The organism is Mesorhizobium sp. L103C131B0, assembly GCF_000502275.1.
Taxonomy (GTDB): domain Bacteria; phylum Pseudomonadota; class Alphaproteobacteria; order Rhizobiales; family Rhizobiaceae; genus Mesorhizobium.
In genome coordinates, this window is the sequence record NZ_AYXC01000001.1 from 61773 (window position 1) to 83168 (window position 21396).

18 protein-coding genes and 1 pseudogene are annotated in these 21396 nt (G+C 64.1%); 8 read left to right on the top strand and 11 right to left on the bottom strand.

The features are described from left to right. Positions 1–57 precede the first annotated feature (57 nt). Positions 58–1998, bottom strand: coding sequence for a DNA primase (dnaG, locus tag X730_RS163800; protein ID WP_023683795.1), 1941 nt, complete (start codon positions 1996–1998; stop codon positions 58–60). A 171-nt stretch (positions 1999–2169) separates the two neighbouring features. Continuing rightward, positions 2170–2538, bottom strand: coding sequence for an RcnB family protein (locus X730_RS163795; RefSeq protein ID WP_023754527.1), 369 nt, complete (start codon positions 2536–2538; stop codon positions 2170–2172). Positions 2539–2926: 388 nt separating this feature from the next. Between X730_RS163795 and X730_RS163790 the strand changes: the two genes are divergently transcribed. Next, a complete protein-coding gene (locus X730_RS163790; RefSeq protein WP_023754528.1) occupies positions 2927–4591 on the top strand; it encodes a Na/Pi cotransporter family protein in 1665 nt (554 codons plus the stop codon). A 96-nt stretch (positions 4592–4687) separates the two neighbouring features. Continuing rightward, a complete protein-coding gene (locus X730_RS163785) occupies positions 4688–6007 on the top strand; it encodes an MFS transporter (protein WP_023825315.1) in 1320 nt (439 codons plus the stop codon). 7 nt (positions 6008–6014) lie between these two features. Here X730_RS163785 and X730_RS163780 read toward each other — a convergent pair whose 3' ends face one another. Further along, a complete protein-coding gene (locus tag X730_RS163780) occupies positions 6015–6572 on the bottom strand; it encodes a GNAT family N-acetyltransferase (protein WP_023825316.1) in 558 nt (185 codons plus the stop codon). A gap of 116 nt (positions 6573–6688) precedes the next feature. Next, entirely contained in the window at positions 6689–7138 is a 450-nt protein-coding gene (locus X730_RS163775; protein WP_032894020.1) for a GatB/YqeY domain-containing protein, read from the bottom strand. 260 nt (positions 7139–7398) lie between these two features. Between X730_RS163775 and carA the strand changes: the two genes are divergently transcribed. Next, a complete protein-coding gene (carA, locus tag X730_RS163770) occupies positions 7399–8616 on the top strand; it encodes a glutamine-hydrolyzing carbamoyl-phosphate synthase small subunit (protein ID WP_081731488.1) in 1218 nt (405 codons plus the stop codon). Positions 8617–8879: 263 nt separating this feature from the next. On the opposite strand, the gene X730_RS163765 is transcribed toward carA, so the two are convergent. The 3 genes from X730_RS163765 to X730_RS163755 form a co-directional block, all read right to left on the bottom strand. Beyond that, positions 8880–9800 (bottom strand): aldo/keto reductase, encoded by a 921-nt coding sequence (locus tag X730_RS163765; protein ID WP_023754533.1) that lies wholly within the window; start codon positions 9798–9800, stop codon positions 8880–8882. Continuing rightward, on the bottom strand, positions 9797–11062 hold the full coding sequence (locus X730_RS163760) for a tetracycline resistance MFS efflux pump (RefSeq protein ID WP_023754534.1): 1266 nt from the start codon (positions 11060–11062) through the stop codon (positions 9797–9799). The genes X730_RS163765 and X730_RS163760 overlap by 4 nt, the downstream gene beginning before the upstream one ends. Before the next feature lie 176 nt (positions 11063–11238). Continuing rightward, the gene (locus X730_RS163755) at positions 11239–12174 is read right to left on the bottom strand and encodes a neutral zinc metallopeptidase (RefSeq protein ID WP_023754535.1); all 936 of its coding nucleotides are present in this window, start codon (positions 12172–12174) and stop codon (positions 11239–11241) included. Between the two features lie 187 nt (positions 12175–12361). Between X730_RS163755 and X730_RS0132910 the strand changes: the two genes are divergently transcribed. Continuing rightward, positions 12362–14428 carry a hypothetical protein gene (locus X730_RS0132910; RefSeq protein ID WP_032909821.1) on the top strand — a complete coding sequence of 689 codons (2067 nt, stop codon included), beginning with the start codon at positions 12362–12364 and terminating at the stop codon, positions 14426–14428. 28 nt (positions 14429–14456) lie between these two features. Here the strand turns inward: X730_RS0132910 and X730_RS163750 are convergent, their stop codons facing one another. Together X730_RS163750 and mntR are read right to left on the bottom strand one after the other, a co-directional pair. After that, complete coding sequence (locus X730_RS163750) at positions 14457–14645, bottom strand: hypothetical protein (protein WP_023672434.1); 189 nt, start codon at positions 14643–14645, stop codon at positions 14457–14459. A gap of 91 nt (positions 14646–14736) precedes the next feature. After that, entirely contained in the window at positions 14737–15192 is a 456-nt protein-coding gene (mntR, locus tag X730_RS163745) for a manganese-binding transcriptional regulator MntR (protein ID WP_023683789.1), read from the bottom strand. A 257-nt stretch (positions 15193–15449) separates the two neighbouring features. Between mntR and X730_RS01000000164075 the strand changes: the two are divergent. The 3 genes and pseudogenes from X730_RS01000000164075 (at position 15450) to X730_RS163735 (ending at position 18663) form a co-directional block, all read left to right on the top strand. Continuing rightward, positions 15450–16884, top strand: a pseudogene (locus X730_RS01000000164075) (Nramp family divalent metal transporter). 153 nt (positions 16885–17037) lie between these two features. After that, entirely contained in the window at positions 17038–17895 is an 858-nt protein-coding gene (locus X730_RS163740; protein ID WP_023754537.1) for a protein-L-isoaspartate O-methyltransferase, read from the top strand. A gap of 117 nt (positions 17896–18012) precedes the next feature. Next, on the top strand, positions 18013–18663 hold the full coding sequence (locus tag X730_RS163735) for a dihydrofolate reductase family protein (protein WP_023754538.1): 651 nt from the start codon (positions 18013–18015) through the stop codon (positions 18661–18663). Positions 18664–18726: 63 nt separating this feature from the next. On the opposite strand, the gene X730_RS163730 is transcribed toward X730_RS163735, so the two are convergent. Further along, entirely contained in the window at positions 18727–19596 is an 870-nt protein-coding gene (locus X730_RS163730; RefSeq protein ID WP_023754539.1) for a LysR family transcriptional regulator, read from the bottom strand. A gap of 96 nt (positions 19597–19692) precedes the next feature. Between X730_RS163730 and X730_RS163725 the strand changes: the two genes are divergently transcribed. Further along, entirely contained in the window at positions 19693–20292 is a 600-nt protein-coding gene (locus X730_RS163725) for a LysE family translocator (RefSeq protein ID WP_023825318.1), read from the top strand. A gap of 163 nt (positions 20293–20455) precedes the next feature. On the opposite strand, the gene X730_RS163720 is transcribed toward X730_RS163725, so the two are convergent. Then, positions 20456–21250 (bottom strand): SDR family oxidoreductase, encoded by a 795-nt coding sequence (locus X730_RS163720; protein ID WP_023754540.1) that lies wholly within the window; start codon positions 21248–21250, stop codon positions 20456–20458. Between the last annotated feature and the right edge of the window lie 146 nt (positions 21251–21396).

The window sequence follows — 21396 nt, forward strand, 5'->3', positions numbered from 1 at the left end:
AGAGGCGTCGATTCGACGCGCAGCACGTACAACATTCATTCTTGCGCAGGTTTCGACCTAGACGCGCCCACCCCTGCCCGAGGATACACCGAACCCTTCGATCAGCGCTTCCGTTGCTTGTACATCACGGAATTGCGCCTGAATCTCGATGAGGTGCCGGTAGTTTTCGTCAGTGGGATCGCTGGCGAGCGCTGCTTCCGCCTGTTTCAGCTCCTTATGTAAGGTGCGCGCGCTGCGCTGCAAGTGCAGCGCCTGGTTGAAGGCGTCGCGGGCATCGTCAAGCGCTGCGGTTTCCAGCGCGGGCCATTGCCTGGCCCGTTGGATGAGCGCCACGGCGCGCCCCCAGATATCGCTGCAGCCGGCACGTTCGATGGTGGCGATCACCGCGCTACGGTCATTGGCCATGTCGTGCGCCATCGCATCGAGGATGGCGGCGTGCAGCCGCTGCAGATCGGTGTTGGCGAGATCGAGGAACTCGACATGGGCGAAGTTCTCGTCGATCAGCGCCGGATGGTTGACGAGGGCTACGATGATCGTCGCCTCGCGCACCGACATCATCTCGCCACCGCGTTTGACCATGGCGGAGCGGCCGAGGCTTTCGGTGATCGCGGCGCGCGCGCCTGCCCCGCTGCCTTTGGCGAACTGTCCGCCGGGTGCGGGCGTTTTGCCCTGCCCCGGTTTCCAGTCCTGGCGACCTTGCCGCACTTCGCGCTGGGCGCTGAAGAAGGTCAGCTCCCGCTCGCGCATCCACTGCTGGTAGTGGTAGCGCTGGCTCTCATCGCGGATGCGGCTGGTCAGTTCGCGCAGCGTCTTTGTCAGCCCCGCCCGCCGCTCCGGCGTGTCGAAGACGCCACCGGATGTCTCACGCATCCACAACAAATCAGCGAGAGGCCGCGCTTCCGCCAGCACGGCACGAAACGCGTCCGGCCCTTCTGCCTTGACCAGATCGTCGGGATCCTTGCCCTCCGGCAACAGCGCAAAGCGCACCGACCGCCCGGCCTGCACCGACGGCAGCGCGAGATCCGCGGCCCGCCACGCCGCCTTCAGCCCGGCCTGGTCGCCGTCGAAGCACAGCATCGGCTCAGGCGCCATGCGCCACAGAAGTTCGAGCTGGTTTTCGGTGAGCGCGGTGCCGAGCGGCGCCACGGCATTCTCGAAGCCGGCCTGCGCCAGCGCAATCACGTCCATATAACCTTCGACGGCAATCACCGTGCCGCCTTTCGCCAGCGCTTTGCGGGCGCGGGCGAAATTGTAGAGCACGTTGCCCTTGTGGAAGAGCTCCGTGTCGGGCGAATTCATGTATTTGGCCAGCGCATCGGGCGCCAGTGCGCGGCCGCCAAAGGCGATGATCTTGCCGCGCGAATCCGGGATCGGGAACATGATGCGATCGCGGAACCAGTCATAGGAGACCGGGATGTCGTCGCCATGACGCACCAGCCCGCAGGCCTCGATGTCGGCCTTGGGCACACCCTTGGCGGCAAGATGTTCCTTCAGCGCATTGCGGCTGTCGGGCGCAAAGCCCAGCCGGAACGATTGCTGCGTCGCCGGCGTCAGCCCGCGATCCCTGAGATAGGCGCGGGCTTTTGCACCCTCCGGTCCTTGCAGCCGCTCCTGGAAGAAGGCAGTCGCCATCTCCATGACATCGGTCAGGCTGGCGCGTTCCTTCTCACGCTGTTCTTCCCGCTCGTCGCGCACCGGCATCGGCACGCCGGCCATGTCGGCGATCTTCTCGACCGCTTCGGGAAAGCTTAATCCGTCGAGCTCGGTCAGGAACTTGAAATGATCGCCCGACACCGAACAGCCGAAACAGTGATAGCGGCCCTTCTTGTCCTCGCAGTGGAAGGAGGGGCTCTTTTCGCCATGGAACGGACAACAGGCCCAATAGTCGCCGCGCGAGGCGTTGGTCTTCTTCCTGTCCCATGCGACGCGCTGGCCGATGACCGATGAAATCGGCACACGGTCGCGTATCTCATCGAGAAAGGCGGGCGGAAAGCGCATTGGGGAACTCGTTTGTCCCTCATATAATCATGCTCGCGGAATCCGACGACCCTTATTGCGGACCATACCCGGTTTCCACAGCCAAAAAGCCCGGTTTCTACAGCCAAAAGAAAGGCGGCCCTTTCGGGCCGCCTCCTTTCAAGTCTCTGCATTGCGCCGGCGAGGCCGGGCTTAATGCGCGGCAATGGCGCCGAAGATGATGCCGGACAGGACGCTGACCAGCACATAGTCGTTGCCGACGCGGATCCATTCCTGGCCGCGGCCGGGGCGATGCAGGCCATAGCGGCCATAATCGCGGATCGGCTGGTGCCGCTTCCAGCTGGAATATTTCTGGCCATTGCGCCAATGGCTGCGCTTGACGACCACCGTCTTCTTCACGACGCGCTTCCTGATATCGACATGCTTGCCGGGCCTCTGCCAGTCGACCTGCGTGTAATTCGACTGCGGTGCGACCGGTGCGTTCACCGGTGCGGCCTGGCCGGTAAGCGAAGTGGCGGCCAGCATCGAGAAAGCGAGGGCGGAAAGAACAATACGTTTCATAGCGGGGCTCCTTGGTTGTCGATGCCTAGGGAATAGCGCCCGAAGGATGAACCGAAACTGAACACTAGCATTACATTTACGTAATGAAATCCGGTGCTTATCCTGGATATTTGAACATCATCGCAAAGGCGATTGCCGGGAGTCCGGCAAACCGGGACGATCCGCTGCCATCACCGGGGATCCGCCATGCAACCATTTGCGCATCCGTCCATTTTCCGACACGCCCTGTCGCGCCGCGACGGCTCTTGAAATCGACAAGATTTTATTACCCGGCTAAAATATTCCGGATATTGTTCAAGACTGTCATGACCATGATTCGCAGCCCCGTTTTCCTCCCTGCACTGCGCGCCCTCCGCGTCGCGGTAGCTGTCTGCGTGCGGGTTTCGAAATGAGCGGCTCCGTCGTCCTGCTGCATCTGGCGGGCGCGGTGGCGCTGATGCTGTTTGCCACCCGCATGGTCAAGACAGGCGTCGAGCGCGCCTACGGCGACGTGCTGCGTCACCGGCTGCGCTCCACCATGCGCAATCCGATCATGGCGGTGCTGGCTGGCTGCGGCCTGTCGATCGCACTGCAGAGCTCGACCGCCGTCACGCTTCTCGTCGGCTCCTTCGCCGGCGCCGGCATCGTCTCGGGCATGTCGGGCCAATTGGCGGTGCGCGGCGCCGAGATCGGCTCGGCGCTGGTGGTCAAGCTCTTGACCTTCGATCTGACGCTGCTGGTGCCGATCTGCCTCGTCGCCGGCACGGTCATGTTCATGGCCACCGAGCGGCGCGACTGGCGCCAGTTCGGCCGCATCCTGGTCGGCATCGGCCTTTTGGTACTGTCGCTGGAGATGATCGGTCAGGCCTCGGAGCCTCTGCGGCAGAGCACGCTGATGCCGCTCATCATCGAATATTTCTCCAGCGACTACGTCACCGCCTATCTGCTCGCCGCGCTTGTCACCTGGTTGTTCCATTCCTCGATCGCCGCCGTTCTTTTGATGGTGACGCTGGCCGGCCGCGGCTTCATCCCGCCCGAACTCGGCATCGTGCTGGTGCTCGGCGTCAATCTCGGCTCGTCGATCATCGCGCCGCTGCTCACCCGAAGTGCCGAACCTGGCGTGCGCGTCGTGCCGATCGGCAATCTGTTGATGCGCGGCATGGGCTCGCTGGTGATGCTGATCCTGTTCATGACGCTGAAGCCGCCGGTCGCCTTCCTCGGCGCCACCGTGCCCGACCAGATCGTCAACGCCCACATACTGTTCAATGTGCTGATCCTGCTCGCCGGCCTGCCGCTTGCCAGCCTGATCTATCGTGCCTCTGAGAAGATCGTCGCAATGGGCACCAAGCCAGGGCCGGCTACAGAGCTCGATGTGGTCGAACTCTCCGCCCTCAACGACGGCGCGCTCGACGTTCCGAGCCAGGCGCTGGCCAACGCCACCCGCGAGGTGGTGCGCGTCTGCGAGACGGTCGAGATCATGCTCAAGCGCATCATCGAGCTGTATGAAAGCGCCGACGGCGACAAGATCAAGGCGCTGGCCGCCCTTGACGACCGCGTCGACAGGAAGCACGCGGCGATCAAGCTCTATCTGGCCAAATTGACCAGGAACTCGCTCACAGAGGACGAGGCGCTGCGCTGCCAGGAGCTGATAGGCGCCTGCGTCAAGCTCGAGCAGGTCGGCGACATCATCGTGCGCAACATGCTGGTGCATGTGAAGAAGAAGTTCGAGCGCGGGCTGGAGTTCACGCCCGAGGGCTGGAGCGAGCTGCTCGCCTTTCACACCTCGGTGCTGGCCAATGCCAGGCTTGCCTTCAACGTGCTGGTGTCGCGCGACCCTGAGACTGCCCGCCAGCTGGTGCTGGAAAAGGACCGGCTGCGCGACCGCGAAAAGGAAACCAGCGCCAGCCATTTCGTGCGCCTGCGCGACGGCACCGCCAAGAGCGTCGAGACCAGCTCCATCCACCTCGACACCATCCGCGACCTGAAGCAGATCAACTCGCTGCTGGCGTCGATGGCCTACCCGGTGCTGGAAGAGCGCGGCCTGCTCGGCGGCTCCAGGTTGAAGGCGAGCTGATCAAGAAAACCTAAACCGGCCGCAAAAATTTCTGCATTGGCCGGCAAGCGCCATCCATGATTTGAGGCCAACTCGTTCAAGGATCGCTTCCGCGCCATGCTTCCGCTCATTGCCCTGTTCATCGCCGCCTTCGCTTTCGGCACCACCGAATTCGTCATTGCCGGCGTGCTGCCGCAAGTGGCCGACGGCCTTGGCGTTTCGATCCCGACCTCCGGCTACCTCGTCTCCGGCTATGCCGGCGGCATCGCGGTTGGCGGCCCATTGCTGGCGCTCGCCACCAAGGGCATTTCCCGCAAGACGCTGCTGCTTTGCCTGACCGTCGCCTTCACCATCGGCCAGGCCGCTTGCGCGCTGGCGCCCGATTTTACCTCGATGCTGCTCTTGCGCATTGCGGTCGCCGTCGCACACGGCGCCTATTTCGGCGTCGCCATGGTGGTGGCGGTCGGCCTCGTGCCCGAGGACAAGCGCGGCATGGCCGTGGCTGTGATCCTCTCCGGCCTCACAGTATCCAATGTCATCGGCGTGCCGGCCGGCACCGCAATCGGCAATCTCTGGGGCTGGCGCGCCACCTTCTGGGTGATGTGCGCGCTGGGCGTGGTGGCGTTTGCCGCCATGGCCGCCCTCCTGCCGCGCAAAACGGGCGCATCGAGCCCATCCACCAGCCTTGGCAGCGAGGTTCGCGTGCTGGCGCGCCAGCAAGTCTGGACCTCGCTGATCCTGATGCTGACGTTGATGATCGGCCAGTTCGGCCTGTTCACCTACATCACCCCGACACTGCTTGAGGTGACCCATCTCGACGAGAGCCTGATCCCCTGGGTGCTGCTGCTCAACGGCGTCGGCGCCACCGTCGGCGTCTTTCTCGGCGGCAAGCTTTCCGACTGGAAGCTGATGCCGTCGCTGATCACCATGCTTGCGCTGCACGCGGTGATGTTGGGCGTGATCTATGCCGTCAGCCCCTACCCCGTGCCGATGGTCATCGCCATCGTCGTCTGGGGTGGCCTCAACTTCGCCATCGGCACGCCGATCCAGACCCGCATCCTGGCCTGGACGGCGGACGCCTCCAACCTCGCCTCCTCGCTCATCCCCTCCGGCTTCAATGTCGGCATCGCGCTCGCCGCGTCGCTGGGCGCTGCCATGCTCAATGCCGGCTACGGCTATCGCAGCCTGCCGGTTGTGGGCGCTGCCGCCATGCTGGTGGCGGTGGTGGTGGCACTTGCCTCCTACATCTGGGAGGGGCGCANCATCGCGCTCGCCGCGTCGCTGGGCGCTGCCATGCTCAATGCCGGCTACGGCTATCGCAGCCTGCCGTTTGTGGGCGCTGCCGCCATGCTGGTGGCGGTGGTGGTGGCACTTGCCTCCTACATCTGGGAGGGGCGCAGCCGGGCAGCGCCGCCGCTGCCGGCACCGGCCGAATAGCGTCGGACTACAAATCGATCCGGAACAACAAACTCTCGGCGCCGCCATACGCGGCGTCCTTGATGAACGGACCGACCACACGGCCACCATTGGCCAGCACCACCTTCTGCGAGGCCGGATTGTCGAGGTCAGTGGTGAGCTCGACATATGGCAAACCAACAGCCCTCGCCTCGTCCAGCATCAGCCGCAGCGCCTCGGTCGCATAGCCTCGTCCGCGCTTCCACGGCGCCACGGCATAGCCGATATGGCCGAGCACATGCGACGGCAGTGCGGCCGTACCGGGCTGCCAGCGAAAGCCGATCGAGCCGGCGGCCTCGCCGTCCCAGATCCAGCGCCGGAAGCCGGGCAGCCGCGGCACTTTCGTGCCATTAGGCAAGGTAATCGGGCCTCCTTTGGCCTCGGGATCGTCGAGGCTGGCAAGGAACGCCGCAGGATCCTCGTCGATCGCCGCAAGTTGCTCGCGCGTCGCTTCCATCAGCCGGACATTGTCCGGCGACCAGCCACGCTCGAGCGCCGCCTTGTAGGAGGGCAGATGTTCGAGCGTGGGTTTGACGATCTCGATCATGGTGGGTCTCTCCGGCAGGTCAAGGCTTGGCTCGCTTAAGCCGGTGCGGACCGTTTCTTGCCCAGAGGTGATGTCCCGCCCCCTGCTCTCCTTCGCCACTGAAGCGGTGTCGGCTCTTACTGCAGCAGGCCTTTGACGATGCCGCTGGCCTTGCCGAAATCCATCTGGCCGGCATATTTCTGCTTCAGCGCGGCGATCACCTTGCCCATGTCCTTTTGGCTGGCGGCACCGGTCGCAGCGATCGCCTCGCGCGCCGCAGCTGTTACGGCGGCGTCATCCAGCTGCGTCGGCAGGAAGCCGCGGATGATCTCCATCTCGCCACGCTCCTGTGCGGCCAGATCCGGGCGCTTGCCGTCCTCGAACGCCTTGGCCGATTCCTCGCGCTGCTTCACCATCTTGGCCAGGATCTGCAGGATCTCCTCGTCGCTGGCGGGGTCCTTGGTCGAGCCGCGATTGGCGATGTCGCGGTCGTGGATGGCGGCCTGGATCAGCCTGAGCGTCGGCAGCCGGTGCTTGTCCTGCGCCTTCATCGCGCTTTTCAGGGATTCGGCGATTTTTGCGCGCATGATGCTTTCTCCTTCGAACGGCGCGGACAATAACCGCGGCCCATCCGCAAAGCAAACGCGCCAAAGCCCTGATATCGTTCGGCGAAACAAATGCTCGCCGTTTTTGGCACGGGCATCATTGACCGCTCTGGCGCCTTCCCCTATGTACTCGGCCTTGCACAAGACAAAGAATTGATGCGCGCAGGCTCGAGAGATCGGCCGCGCCGTTTGCTGCGCAGATGGCCCGCCATCGAAGCGCGCAGCGTGACAGGAGCGTCGCCATGGCCGAGATGACCCCCGAACTGACCCCGCCTTGGGCAACCGAAAAGCCGACCGCCGTCCTGGTGCTGGCCGACGGCACCGTCATCGAGGGTCGCGGCCTCGGCGCCACCGGTTCCGCCGTTGCCGAAGTCTGCTTCAACACCGCGCTCACCGGCTACCAGGAAATTCTCACCGACCCATCCTATGCCGGCCAGATCGTCACCTTCACCTTCCCGCATATCGGCAACATCGGCACCAATGACGAGGACATCGAGGACTTGAACCCGGTCGCCCGTGCCGGCGCCGTTGGCGCGGTGTTCAAGGCCGATGTCACCAACCCGTCCAACTACCGCGCCGGCACCGGGCTGGACCAGTGGCTGAAGAAGCGCGGCATCGTCGCGCTGTCGGGCATCGACACCCGGGCGCTGACCGCGCTGATCCGCGAAAAGGGCATGCCCAATGCCGTCATTGCGCACGCGCCCGACGGCATCTTCGACCTCGACGATTTGAAGCGGCGGGCCGCCGCCTGGTCGGGCCTGATCGGGCTTGACCTCGCCAAGGAAGTCACCTCCGGCCAGTCCTCGGTCTGGCGTGAAACTCCCTGGGTGTGGAACGAAGGCTTTGGCGAACAGGCCGAGCCGTCGATGCACGTCGTCGCCATCGACTACGGCGTCAAGCGTAACATCCTTCGCCTGCTTTCCGGCCTCGGCGCCAAGGTCACCGTGGTTCCGGCCGGCACCGGCTCGGAAGAGATCCTGGCCATGCAGCCCGACGGCATCTTCCTCTCCAACGGCCCCGGCGACCCGGAAGCCACCGGCGACTACGCGGTGCCGGTCATCCAGGACCTGCTCAAGACCGATATTCCGGTGTTCGGCATCTGCCTCGGCCACCAGATGCTGGCCCTGGCGCTCGGCGGCAAGACCGCCAAGATGCACCAGGGTCATCACGGCGCCAACCACCCGGTCAAGGATCATACCACCGGCAAGGTCGAGATCGTCTCGATGAACCACGGCTTTGCCGTCGATGCCGACTCCTTGCCCGAGGGCGTCGAGGAAACCCATGTCTCGCTGTTCGACGGCTCCAACTGCGGCATCGCGCTGACCGGACGTCCGGTGTTCTCGGTCCAGCACCACCCCGAGGCTTCGCCCGGCCCGCAGGATTCGCACTATCTGTTCCGCCGCTTCGTCAACCTGATCCGCGAAAAGCGCGGCGAGGAACTGCTGGCCGAACGGGTTTGATTTTACAGGTCTTCGTCTAGCCGTTGCCCAGATCGTGATGCTCCGAATAGCCGGAGTTACAAACGCGGCGCGATTGCCCTTGTCTTGGGTCAATGGAATAAACCGGTCAACCGGTCTGTTTGTGACGGCGCGAAGCGACGAAGGCTTCGAGAGCGCCGACGGCATCCCCTGAGCCCAAGCCCCCCTCATCGCTTCGCTTGCGCGCCGCATTAACGGACGAAGCACACACCTATGGCGGGTTCGAAGTTCGCGCCTGGGTAACCTTATGCCACCGGCCGGCCTTCGCTGGCTTCCAAAATGGCGAACCATTGCTGGCGGTCGAGCGCGATATCGAGTGCCTTGACCATGGCGGCCAGCCGCTCGGGCTTCATCGTGCCCAGCACCGGCACCAGCCGGGCCGGATGGCGCAGCAACCAGGCGATGGCGACGGCGGCGAGATCGCCGGCGCCGATCTCGGCAGCCACCGCCGCGATTGCCGCCCTGACCCGCGCCTCGCGCCCTTCCTTGCCGGTGAACAGCAAGCCGCCGCCGAGCGGCGACCAGATCATCGGCGCATAGCCGAGGCGTTGCGCGTGATCGAGGCTGCCATCCATCAGCGCATTGGTCTTCAGCACCGACATCTCGATCTGGTTGGTGGCCAAGGCAAACGGCAGCCGCGAAGCCAGAAGGTCGAACTGCGACGGCGTGAAATTGGAGACCCCGACCGCTCTCACCTTGCCCGACTTGGCCAGCCCGGCAAGGGCCGCCGCCGTCTCGTCGGCATCCATCAGCGGATCCGGCCGGTGCAGCAGCAACAGGTCGAGATAGTCGGTGCCGAGATTGGCGAGCGAACGGTCGACTGAGGCGGCAATGTGGGCCGCACTGGTGTCGTAATGCTTCAGCCGGTTCTGAGGCCGGTTGGCCGATGCCAGCATGATGTCGCATTTCGAGATCAGCTCGATGCTGTCGCGTTTGCCCTTCCAGCGCGACAAGCCGGCGCCAAAGGCAGCTTCCACCTGGTAATGCCCGTAAATATCGGCATGGTCGAAGCTGGTCAGGCCGAGATCGACCGCAGTGCCGATCAGCCGCGCGATCTGGTCGGCGTCCGGGCGCGCGGCGTTGTCGAGCAGGCGCCAGGCGCCGAACACCAGCCGCGACAGCGACACTCCGTCCTTGGTCAGCTCTATGCGGCTGTCATGGCTCATATCTGGGCTCCGTCTTCCGCAGCGCCGGTGGCAACGCTTCTCACCGCCGTCGGCCTCGCAACTTTCGTCACAAAGACAATGACCGCAAGCGTCAGGAAGCACGCGCCAACCAGATAGGGCGCGCCGCCGAACACCACGGGCGCATTCGGTCCGGTGAACCAGGAAAAGATCGCGGTGTAGAGCAGCGGCGTGATGATCGAGGTGATCGAGAAGATCGACGTCATCGCGCCCTGCAATTCGCCTTGCGCCGACGGCGGCACCTTGGCGGCGGCAAGGCTTCTCAGCGGCGGATCGGCCAGTGCTTCCAGGCAGCCGACGACGATCACCGCATAAATCATCCAGCCTTGCGAGGCGAAGGCGTAGCCGAAGGCGCTGGCCGCCGTGAATGTCAGGCCGATGACCGCCGTCCTCCATTCGCCAAGTTTGGGGATCACGCGCGGCAGCACCGTCGCCATGACGATCGCCCCACACAGGCCGAAGGCGCCGAGCGAGAAGCCGATCTGCTGCTCGCTCCAGCCATAACGATAATTGGACACGAACGACCACACCGCCGGATACATCATGTGGCCGAGCGTCATTAGGAAGAAGGCGAGCCCGATCCAGCCGATGCCCTGATATTGGCGCATCTGCAGCAGCGTGCCGACCGGGTTGGCGCGTTTCCACTCGAAGCGGCGGCGGTGCTTTTCATCGAGCGTTTCAGGCAGGAAGAACATGGCGATGAGGAAGTTCACGAAGGCAAGCCCGGCGGCAAAGTAAAACGGCACTCGCGGCCCGAACGTGCCGAGCAGCCCGCCCAGCACCGGCCCAATGACGAAGCCGACGCCGAAGGCGATGCCGAGCAGACCGAAATTCTTCGCCCGGTTGTCATCGTTCGAGATGTCGGCAATGAAGGCCGACGTCGTCGAATAGCTGGCGCCCGAAATGCCGGCCAGCACGCGGCCGATGAACAGCATCGGATAGGACCAGGCGATGGCGCAGATCAGATTGTCGATCGAGAATGTAAGCACCGAGGCAAGCAGGATCGGCCGCCGCCCGAAGCGGTCGCTCAATCCACCCATGATTGGCGCGAAGAAGAACTGCATCGCCGCATAGACGAAGAACAGCCAGCCGCCTTCGATCGCCGCTTCGCTGATGCCGACGCCGGAAAGCTCCCTGAGAAAGGCCGGCAACACCGGCATGATCATGCCGAAGCCGATAATGTCGAGCAGCAGCGTGGTGAAGACGAGCGCAAGGCCCCGCCTGGCGGTTTTGGGGTTGATCATGATGGCGTCTGCTCCCTGAGACCGCCCTTGGGCGGGCGCCCGTTATAGGCGAGGCGCCACTTTGGAACAATAGGAGAACGCCTCAGGCGTTCTCCTCCTGACATCTGTTGCCGGTGGTGAATCGGCCCGCCGACGGATGCGCTTTGGACCGCGGTCGGCTGGAACTTGCGAGCGCCTCAAACCGGACCGGTCAGCGTGTTGCAATCCGACAGCTTGCCGCTCTTGTAGCCGCGCGCCAGCCAGGTCTGCCGCTGCTGCGACGTCCCGTGGTTGAAGCTTTCCGGCACGACATAGCCCTGCATCTTCTTCTGCAGCGTATCGTCGCCGATCTGCTTGGCGGCGTTGAGCGCCTCTTCGATGTCGCCCTGTTCCAGAATGCCCTTCTGCGCGGTGAAATGCGCCCAAACGCCGGCGAAGCAGTCGGCCTGCAGCTCGATGCGCACCGACATCTGGTTGGCTTCCGCCTCACCCATCGACTGCCGCATCTGGTTGAACTTGGGCAGGATGCCGGTGAGGTTCTGCACATGGTGACCGACTTCATGGGCGATCACATATGCCTGGGCGAAATCCCCCGAGGCGCCGAACTGCTGGTCGAGCTGCTGGAAGAAGGTGGTGTCGAGGTAGACCTTGTGGTCGCCGGGACAATAGAACGGTCCGGCTGCCGTCGAGGCGGAGCCGCAGGCCGAGCGGATCTGGCCGCTGAACAGCACAAGCTTCGGGTCCTCATATTTCAGGCCCTGCGACTGGAAGATGCCGGTCCAGGTCTCTTCGGTCTCGGCCAGCACCGTCGACACGAACTGCTTCATCTCGTCGGACGCAGGCGTGCCGGCGCCGTCGTCCTGGCCGCCGCTGTTGTCGGTAATCTGGCCACCGCCACCCGGCAGCACGCCGCCGCCGTCGCCGCTGCCCAGGATCTGCGACGGGTCGAAGCCGAAATACCATCCGGCCAGCACCACGAGGACGACCAGCAGGATGCTGCCGCCGCCGCCGGTGCGGCCGCCGATCGGGATGCGGAACTGGCCAGGGCTGCCGCCGCCGAAACCACCACCGCCGCCGCTGGCGCTGCGCTCGTCCTCGACATTGTCACTCTGACGGCGGCCCTTCCAGAGCATGGCAACTCCCCGTATGCAAATTTTCGGCTGGCCTGGCCGATTGTCGTGGCCCAGTCCGACCCAACAGACAATTATCGCAATGGTTGCGCCAAGTCACAGTATTTTTCGTGGCGGCGGCATCGCGTTCGCACTCTGGTCGAGGCGGCATGCGCGCTGTAGCATCCGGTTCGAACGGGGTGTCGGGGACTTGCGGACGATCGGTCGATTTCTGCTGCTGGCCGTGGTGCTATGCCTCGGCCCGTCGCCGGCGCGCGCCGTGACGCTCGATTCCAGCGTCGCCGTGACCGACCCCGAGACATTGCAGGCGCTTGAGCGTGGCGGCCTGTCGATCAGCCGCCTGCTCGGCCCGGCGCTGGGTCTCACGCGCGAGGTCGACAATCGCGGCCTGTTTTCGGTGCGCGCGCTGACCCCTGTGCGCAACGCCGTCAAGCAGGAGATCGCCGACGAGCCTGCCAATAGCCCCGATCCTTACGTCGCGGCCATGGCCAAGTCGAAGGACACCAGCCAGAAATTCAACCCGAAATACATCGACGATGACGGCTCGACGCTCGACCTGACCGGCGTCGTCAACCGCATGGACCGCGGCTATCTCGGCCACACCGAATGCGGCGAGATCAGGCTGATCTACCGCTTCCACTATTCGGTGGCGGAGAAGCCCCCGAAGGGAAAGACAGCGCAACGCATCTCGTCGCGGCTGCCGCTGACCATGAGTCTGGTCTTCAACGCCAGGCCCGGCGAGGCTCGCCCCCGCGCTTCGAGAGACCGTCCAAGCACCACCGCCGTTTCCTGTGCCGAAATCGCCAAGCGCTGGCTCGCCGCCGGCCAGAAGAACCTTGCGCCCGAGCAACTGGCAGCCTGGCTGCGCTCCGACGAAGGGCCGCTCTCCAACGCCATGCTGAATTCGTCGCAGATCATGCGGCTTGAGCTGAACATGCAGGTTCTCCGGCTGTCGGCCTCGAGCCGCCGCGACTTCGGTGGCCACGCCGAATATCTCCTCAAGATTTTCAAATGGGACCCAACGACGTCCACCTTCCAGGAATCGAAGATGGAGAACCAGATCGACCGGAAAGTGGTTCTGGCCGACCGGCCGGCCTTCGCCAAATGGCTGCTCACCGACCGCAACATCTACGATCTCGACCGCGGCCGGCTGGTCATCGGCGACAAATTCCTGGCGACCAGCGCCGTCTCGGTCGCACCCGGCGGCATGGCCAGATCGCAAAACAACATCGCCTATGGGCTGCTCGATGATGCTGACATCGACAGGGCGTTGCAGGATTATGTCGCCAGGGGCAACACGCTGCGCAGCGTGAAATCGGTGGCCGGCTTCAATCTGCGTCTCAACGAAATGACCTGCACCGGCTGCCACCAGACGCACGGCATTGCCGGCTTCCACTATACAGGCGCCGATCCGGCCAATGAGCCGCGCCGCAACGCCGTCTTCGTCCCCGGCTCGGCGGTGTTCTTCGCCGACCTGCCGCGCCGCCGCGCGATCGTCGAGGACTTCGCCACAGGCGGCCATCCGGATTTCTCCCGCGGCTTCGCCGCCCGTCCGGACGCCAAACTCGCCGAAGCGCTGAAAGGCACCGATCTCTACAATGGCTGGGGCTCGATCTGCTACAGCGGCGAGGATGCGAGCTTCAAGGACTGGAGCTGCGGCGAAAGCCTGCGCTGCGCCGGCGTCCATGAAAGCGACATCCATCCGGGCTTCGGCACCTGCGTCAGCGAGGCGGCCACCGAAGTCGGCGACCCCGTCGAGTTTGGCGAGATCAAGATGTCGAGCTGGGGCAGCGACAAATATTGCCGCCTGTCGCCGGCCACCGCAAAAGCCTGCGCCATCGATCCGGCGCGCGACAAGAAACCGGTAATCAAGCTCGCCGGCTATGGCGCGGCGCGCCAACGCTACGACAACCCCGAGCAGAAGACCGGTGGCTTTCCCGGGGGCATGCTGCGCAAGGCAAGCTGCGACAAGCTTCCCGACGAGGCGACTTGCGGCCGCCTCGCCAAGACCGGTTTCAACGACTGCATCGCGTCGGGCAAGGACCACAAATTCTGCACCAAGGAATTCACCAAGACCGCCGGCCTGCGCGCCTGCGACAAGGCGCATCCCTGCCGCGAGGACTATATCTGCACCGCCGGCTACGACGATCTGGCCGCAGCCAAGCCTGGCAAGGGCTCCTGCATTCCGCCCTATTTCATCTTCCAGTTCCGCGTCGACGGCCATCCGCGCAGTTGGGTGCAGGACACCGAGGAATGAGCGGCAGGTTGCCGCTTGCGAACAGAACTCAGATCTTCTGCTTGGTGCCGGCGCTTTTGCCGTCCGAGCTTTTGGAGCGTTCCTCGAAACGCGCGGCGCCCTTTTTCAGCGCATGGCCGGTTTCGACCTCGGTCTTGCGTTCGTCCTTTGCCGCTGCCTGCCTCAAACCCTCGGCCGCCTGCTTGCCCTTCGCGGTCGGTGCCTGTTCGACGCCCATGTTTTCCTCCTTGGCGCGCAACAATCACGCGCAACGTCAGGAGCAACGAGCCTGACGTGCGGAGGTTCCAGTGGTGCGGCCCCGGCACCCCTCAGCGCGGCGCGATCATCGCCTTGCGAAAGGCTTCCAGCGTCTCGGCGCTGACATGATGCTCGATGCCCTCGGCATCGATGCGCGCCGTCTCGGCGCTGACACCGAGCGAACGCAAAAACGCTTCTACCGTCTGGTGGCGGATGCGGCTCTCTTCCGCCACCTTGCGCCCGGCGTCGGTCAGGAACACACCGCGATAGGGTTTTCTGGAAACGAGCCCGTCGGCGCACAGCCTGGTCAGCATCTTGGCCACCGTCGGCTGGGCGACACCCAGCCGCGCAGCAATATCGACCTGACGCGCCTCATTGCCGTCCTCGATCAGGTCGGCGATCAGCTCGACATAATCCTCGACCAGCGCGCCGCGGCGCGCTTCGCGCTGCTGCCGGAACCCTTTCGAATGAATCTCGGCGTCCGGCAGCGGCTCCTCGCGTCCAACCCGTCTGTGCTTCAGCGCCAACACGCGCTCCTTCCTATCTTTTGACAAGAATCGGCTTTGGGCAAAGCAATCGCCCTTTGCCATTCATAGCACGGGCTTAACTATTCCAGCCGTTTATTTCCATTCCATGGCAGGCGCAACCGGCGTTTGCGATCCCCTGCCGGCCTGCCGGTCGGCGCAACAGGAAGCACATACAATGAAATATAGCCTATTGCATAATGTTGAGCCCTGGCATAGATAGGATGACGTCAACCGATCCACCCAGTGGAAAGCCCTCCATGTCCGAAGCTGACGCTACCTTGGGATCATCCTGGCGATTTGACAGGCCGGAGGACAATCCTCCCAGCCTGCGCGAGGTGAACTCCACGATCGCGGTGCCACAGTCCGGCGTCTGGTTCCGTCGCCTGTTCGCCTTCATGGGACCGGGCTACATGGTCTCGGTCGGCTATATGGATCCGGGCAACTGGGCCACCGACCTCGCCGGCGGCGCCCAGTTCGGCTACACGCTATTGTTCATCATCATGCTGTCCAACCTGATGGCGATCCTGCTGCAGGCGCTTGCCGCCCGNGTTCGGCTACACGCTATTGTTCATCATCATGCTGTCCAACCTGATGGCGATCCTGCTGCAGGCGCTTGCCGCCCGGCTTGGCATCGCCACCGGCCGCGACCTCGCCCAGGCCTGCCGCGCCTATTATCCGCGTCCCGTCAGTTTCGTGCTGTGGATCGCCTGCGAACTCGCCATCATCGCCTGCGACCTCGCCGAGGTGATCGGCACGGCGATCGCGCTGCAGCTTCTGTTCGGCATTCCGCTGATCGGCGGCGCGTTGCTGACGGCGCTCGACGCCTTCATCGTGCTGCTCTTGATGAACAAGGGTTTCCGCTATCTCGAAGCCTTCGTCATCGCGCTTCTGATCATCATCTTCGGCTGTTTCGCCATCCAGATCTTTGCCGCTGCCCCTCCGGTCGGCTCGATCCTGCATTCGATGTTCGTGCCGTCGACGGAGATCGTCACCAATCCGGCGATGCTATACATCGCCATCGGCATCATCGGCGCCACGGTGATGCCGCACAATCTCTACCTGCACTCCTCGATCGTACAGACACGCGCCTATGAACGGACCGAAAAAGGCAAGCGCGACGCCATTAAATGGGCGACGACGGACTCGACCATCGCGCTCGTCCTGGCGCTGTTCGTCAACGCCTCGATCCTGATCGTCTCGGCGGTGGCCTTCCATGGCACCGGCCATCAGGATGTCGCCGAGATCGGCCAAGCCTTCGAGCTCTTGTCGCCACTGCTCGGCCTCGGCATCGCCTCCATCCTGTTTGCGGTGGCGCTGCTGGCCTCCGGCCTCAACTCGACGGTTACGGCAACGCTTGCCGGCCAGATCGTCATGGAAGGCTTTTTGCGCCTGCGCATTCCGCAATGGGCGCGCCGGCTGCTGACGCGCGGCATCGCCATCGTCCCGGTGGTGGTCGTCACCGCGCTCTATGGCGAAAAGGGCACCGGCCAGTTGCTGGTCTTCAGCCAGGTGGTACTGTCGATGCAGCTGCCCTTCGCGGTCATCCCGCTGGTGCAGTTCGTCTCCGACAAGAAGAAGATGGGCAACCTTGCCATTCCCCGCGGCGTGGCGGTCCTCGCCTGGGTCGTCGCGGCGGTCATCCTGGTGCTCAACTTCAAGCTGCTCTACGACACCGTCTTCGGCGTCGGCTGAGTTTCTTCTGGAGCAGTTCGCCGTTTCGCCGAAACGGCGAACTGCTCTATCTCTTGTTTTGACGCAATTCCGGGCGGAAAGCCGCCTCACACTTTTCCTGGAATTGCTCAAGACGGCGACAAACCGGTGGCTTGCGCTATCTTACCGGCCATCATGACAAGTGTCGAAGACGCCAGGAAATTTTACGCGCAGCTGATGGCGGCCAATGCCGGCTCGGCCGATCCGCGCCTCGAAGAGGCGTTCGCCACCGTTCCGCGCGAGGCTTTTCTCGGTCCCGGACCCTGGGCGGTAGTCGCCGGCAGGGCGCTCACCACCGGCAACGGCAAGATCATGACGCCGAGCGCCGATCCTGTTCACATCTATCAGGACGTGCTGGTGGCGCTCGATGCCGACAAGGGCATCAACAATGGCGAACCCTCCCTGCACGCCATGTGGATAGGCAGGATCGCTCCCAGACCGGACGAGGCCGTCACCCATATCGGCGCCGGCACCGGCTACTACACCGCCTTGCTGGCCCGGCTGGTTGCGCCCGGCCCGGTGACCGCCTTCGAAATGGAGGCCGATCTTGCTGCCAGAGCGACAAAGAATCTCGAGACCTACGGCAATGTAAGCGTCATCCACGGCGATGCCGTCACCGGCGATGTGCCGCCGTCCGACATCATCTATGTCAATGCCGGTGTCGTCGCACCGCCGGCTGCCTGGCTGCGGGCGCTGAAACCCGGTGGCCGCATGATCTTTCCCTGGCGCCCGTCCCAGAGCGTCGGCCTGGCCGTGATGGTGACCCGCACCAAACAAGGTTTTGCCTGCGACCCCTTCATGCGCTCGTGGTTCATCCCCTGCGTCGGCGCCTCGGTCGCCGGTTCGGCGGCCAAAATCCCCGACCTCCAGAAGGCCGCGCGCAGCCGTTCGATCTGGCTGACATCAGACAGGGCGCCGGACCGGACCGCCACCGCCATCATCGGCGATGTCTGGTTTTCGTCGCAGGCGCTTGGCGGCGGGCGACGGCGGTAGGTACTCTTGTCGGCCGGCAGCGTTTTTTTGCCAACGCCTGTCGGGCGGCCGCAGGCCTGTCCGTCCTTAGATAGAAATCCGGCCCTGACGGCGCGGATCCTGGAAAAGGAAAATCCAATGCGAAAGATCATCGCCGCCACCTTCGTCAGCCTCGATGGCGTCATGCAGGCGCCAGGCGGCCCGGAAGAAGACCCGGTTGGCGGCTTCGAGTTCGGCGGCTGGACGTTCCACTACTTCGACGAGGTGGCGGGCGTGGCCATGGAGGAATTGTTCTCCAAGCCCTTCGCCCTGCTGCTCGGCCGCAGAACCTACGACATCTTCGCCGCGTACTGGCCGTACCAGAAAGATGCGATCGGAGACGTCTTCAACCCCGCGATCAAATATGTGGCGACACATCGGCCGGATTCGCTCACCTGGGAGAACACGCAATGGCTTGAGGAAGATATCGTCGCGGCGTTGCGCCGCCTCAAGAAGGAAGATGGGCCTGACCTGCTCATCCAGGGTTCGAGCGAACTGATCCAGACCTTGCTGGCCAACGGTCTGATCGACGAAATCCGGCTGATGATCTTCCCGCTGCTGCTGGGCAAGGGCAAGCGGCTGTTCGATGGTGGTGCGATGCCGGCCGCTTTCAAGCTCGTCAAGTCGCAGGCTACCACCACCGGCGTCATCATGGCGACCTACGAACGCGGGGGTGAGGTCAAGGTCGGGTCGTTCGCCACGCAAGAGCCGTCAGAGGCCGAGCTCGAGCGCCGTAAGAACTGGAAGTGACAGGGACAGGCTTGGCACCTTTCCTCTCCCCCGATCGACGGGGGAGAGGAAATGCAAGTTCTGTCAAGCCGCCACAGCCCGCCGTGCCAACCCACCCCGGATATACCGCGCGAACTCCTGCGCTGCCGGCGCCGTGCCGTACTTCGGCAAATGCAGATTGATGGAAAAATTCGGCAGCGGCGGCAGCCCGGCATCGAAAGGCAGGATGTCGAGGTCGGCGGGCACGGTGGAGGCCAGCCAGGCGGTGACGGCAAGGTCGGAGCGCACCGTCGCGGTCGTGGCGTCGATGTTGCCGTTCTCGAACACGGTGCGCCATTCCAGCCCGTGCTCGTTCAGCGCCGACAGCACCACCGGGCGGAAGGCGCAGGTGTCGGCGACGATCGACACCGGCAGCGGCCGCTTGGCGCGGGCGACGCCGCCCTTGGCCCCCACCCAGACCAGCCGGTCAATGGTCAGGCACTCACCGGCCGACGGGCCGACCCGTTCCTCGATGACGGCAAGGTCGATGGTGCCGGCCGCGAGGGCCGCGGCAAGGTCCGGCGAAGCCGCACAGAGCAGTGAAATCTCGACCTGCGGATAGGTCTCGGCATAGGCCTTCAGCACCGGCGCCAGCAAAGTGCCGACAAGGTCATAGGGAACACCGAGCCGCACCTGGCCGGCGACCTCGGTGCCCGCCATCTCGGCCCAGATCTCGTCATTGAGGCCAAGCAACCGTTTGCCCTTGCCGAACAGCCGCTCGCCGGGCCGCGTCAGCCGCAAGCCACGCCGGTCGCGCTCGAACAGGCTGCAGCCGAGCGCTTCTTCCAGCCGCTTGATCTGCTGGCTTACGGCGCCTTGCGTCAGATGCAGCGCGTTCGCCGCCGCCGTCATGCTGGCCTTGTCGGCGACAGTGACGAAGGTGCGGATCAGCGCTGTGTCGAGGTTGCGGATCATGGTTGGCATTATATCTGCTAATGCCAACCATCGCAAACATTGCATTTACTGAAGTATGCGGAAGTCTACCATTGGGCTTTTGATGAAGGACGCCTCATGTTGCAGCCCATCTTTCCGCTCATCCTGTTTGCCTTCGTGGCCACCGTCACGCCCGGCATCGCCACCACCCTGTCGACTGCCTCAGGTGCACAGTTCGGTTTTCGCCGTTCCGTTCCCCTATTGATCGGCAGCGCTGCCGGCCTCGCCACCGTGACCGCTGCTGCCGCCGCCGGGCTCGCCGGTCTGCTGCTGGCTATGCCTTCGCTGCAACTGACGATGAAAATCATCGGCTCGCTCTATCTCATCTGGCTGGCAATCAAGATCGGCCGCGCCGGGCCGCCCAATCTCGATGTGGCGATGGCAAAACCCAACAGCTTCTTCGGCGGCGCCGGCATTCAATGGATGAACCCGAAGGGCTGGGCGATGGGACTGGGGGCGGCGGCCTCGTTCGCAGCCCTTGCCGACGGGCCGGGACAACTCGCGCTGCTGCTCGGCTCGACCTTCGGCCTCACTGCAGCCGTCTCGCTGTCGATCTGGTGCGTGGCGGGCATGGTGCTGGCACGGCTGCTCGAGACCGAATGGCAATGGCGCGCGCTCAACATCGTGCTGGCGCTGGTGCTGGCTGCATCGATCATACCGATGTGGCGGGGAGCGTAAACGCAGAGGTCGGCGCCAGTACCCCCCACCCGGACCTGCGGTCCGACCTCCCCACAAAGGGGAGGTAGGGGAGCGCGCACTTTACCCTCCCCCTTGTGGGGAGGGCCGCGAACGTAGTGAGCGGGGTGGGGGTCCTGGTTCGCGAAGCGAACCAGCTCTCTCCTCAAGCCGCGTAGCGGGCAGCCGGCTTGTCGGCGTGCAGGCTGCCGTAGAAGACTTGCCTTGCGCCGAGGAACGTGTCCAGCTTGGCTGTGTCGGCAAGTGCCGGCACGGTGACGGCTTCGCCCCTGGATAGGCCCACAAGCGCGGCATCGACCATATCGTCGGCGGACATGATGATCTCCTTCGGCAGATTGTCGATATCACCGCCGGCAAGCTCCCAGAAATCGGTCCGGGTCGCGCCCGGCAGCACCGCCTGCACCTTCACATTGGTGCCGGCGACTTCGCGGTGCAGGGCCTCGGTGAAGTTGACGACATAGGCCTTGGTGCCGCTGTAGATGCCGCCGAACGAGGTATCATAGGCGAGCACGGAGGCGATGTTGACGATGGCGCCGCGGTTGCGCGCAAGAAGCCCCGGCAGAACGGCGCGGGTCAGGCGGGTCAAGGCGATGACGTTGACCTTGATCATGCGCTCGGCCTCGTCGGCGTCGGCCGTTGCCACCACCTGCTGGCCGCCGATACCGGCATTGTTGACCAGCAGCGTGACGCTATCGTCGGCTGCGATCGCTTGCTCGACCCGGCGCACATCATTGTCGTCAGCAAGATCGGCTGATATCACGCTGACCTTGCGCTTGTAGGCATAACGCAGCTTTTCAGCCAGTTCCTCCAGTCGGTCGGCGCGCCGCGCCACCAGCACCAGATCGTAGCCCTGCCCGGCCAGCCGGTCGGCATAGACAGCACCTATGCCGGCCGATGCGCCGGTGACGACTGCGGTACCCTTGTTGTCCTGTCCACTCATTGTCTTGTTCCTTTTTTCTGCCCGGCGAGACAGGTCGATGACCCTCGCCCCGGCCTGATTTCTAATTAGTTGCATATGCCACTTTCCCGGAAGTAGGCATATGCCACCATCTTGTCAACGGAGGCGGCAGAAACTATTTCTGCGGC

Excerpts from the sequence above, each read along its gene's own strand:
- dnaG (WP_023683795.1), bottom strand. The coding sequence starts at position 1,998 with ATGCGCTTTCCGCCCGCCTTTCTCGATGAGATACGCGACCGTGTGCCG.
- X730_RS163795 (WP_023754527.1), bottom strand. The coding sequence starts at position 2,538 with ATGAAACGTATTGTTCTTTCCGCCCTCGCTTTCTCGATGCTGGCCGCC.
- X730_RS163790 (WP_023754528.1), top strand. The coding sequence starts at position 2,927 with ATGAGCGGCTCCGTCGTCCTGCTGCATCTGGCGGGCGCGGTGGCGCTG.
- X730_RS163780 (WP_023825316.1), bottom strand. The coding sequence starts at position 6,572 with ATGATCGAGATCGTCAAACCCACGCTCGAACATCTGCCCTCCTACAAG.
- X730_RS163775 (WP_032894020.1), bottom strand. The coding sequence starts at position 7,138 with ATGCGCGCAAAAATCGCCGAATCCCTGAAAAGCGCGATGAAGGCGCAG.
- carA (WP_081731488.1), top strand. The coding sequence starts at position 7,399 with ATGGCCGAGATGACCCCCGAACTGACCCCGCCTTGGGCAACCGAAAAG.
- X730_RS163765 (WP_023754533.1), bottom strand. The coding sequence starts at position 9,800 with ATGAGCCATGACAGCCGCATAGAGCTGACCAAGGACGGAGTGTCGCTG.
- X730_RS163760 (WP_023754534.1), bottom strand. The coding sequence starts at position 11,062 with ATGATCAACCCCAAAACCGCCAGGCGGGGCCTTGCGCTCGTCTTCACC.
- X730_RS163755 (WP_023754535.1), bottom strand. The coding sequence starts at position 12,174 with ATGCTCTGGAAGGGCCGCCGTCAGAGTGACAATGTCGAGGACGAGCGC.
- X730_RS163750 (WP_023672434.1), bottom strand. The coding sequence starts at position 14,645 with ATGGGCGTCGAACAGGCACCGACCGCGAAGGGCAAGCAGGCGGCCGAG.
- X730_RS163740 (WP_023754537.1), top strand. The coding sequence starts at position 17,038 with ATGACAAGTGTCGAAGACGCCAGGAAATTTTACGCGCAGCTGATGGCG.
- X730_RS163735 (WP_023754538.1), top strand. The coding sequence starts at position 18,013 with ATGCGAAAGATCATCGCCGCCACCTTCGTCAGCCTCGATGGCGTCATG.
- X730_RS163730 (WP_023754539.1), bottom strand. The coding sequence starts at position 19,596 with ATGATCCGCAACCTCGACACAGCGCTGATCCGCACCTTCGTCACTGTC.
- X730_RS163725 (WP_023825318.1), top strand. The coding sequence starts at position 19,693 with ATGTTGCAGCCCATCTTTCCGCTCATCCTGTTTGCCTTCGTGGCCACC.
- X730_RS163720 (WP_023754540.1), bottom strand. The coding sequence starts at position 21,250 with ATGAGTGGACAGGACAACAAGGGTACCGCAGTCGTCACCGGCGCATCG.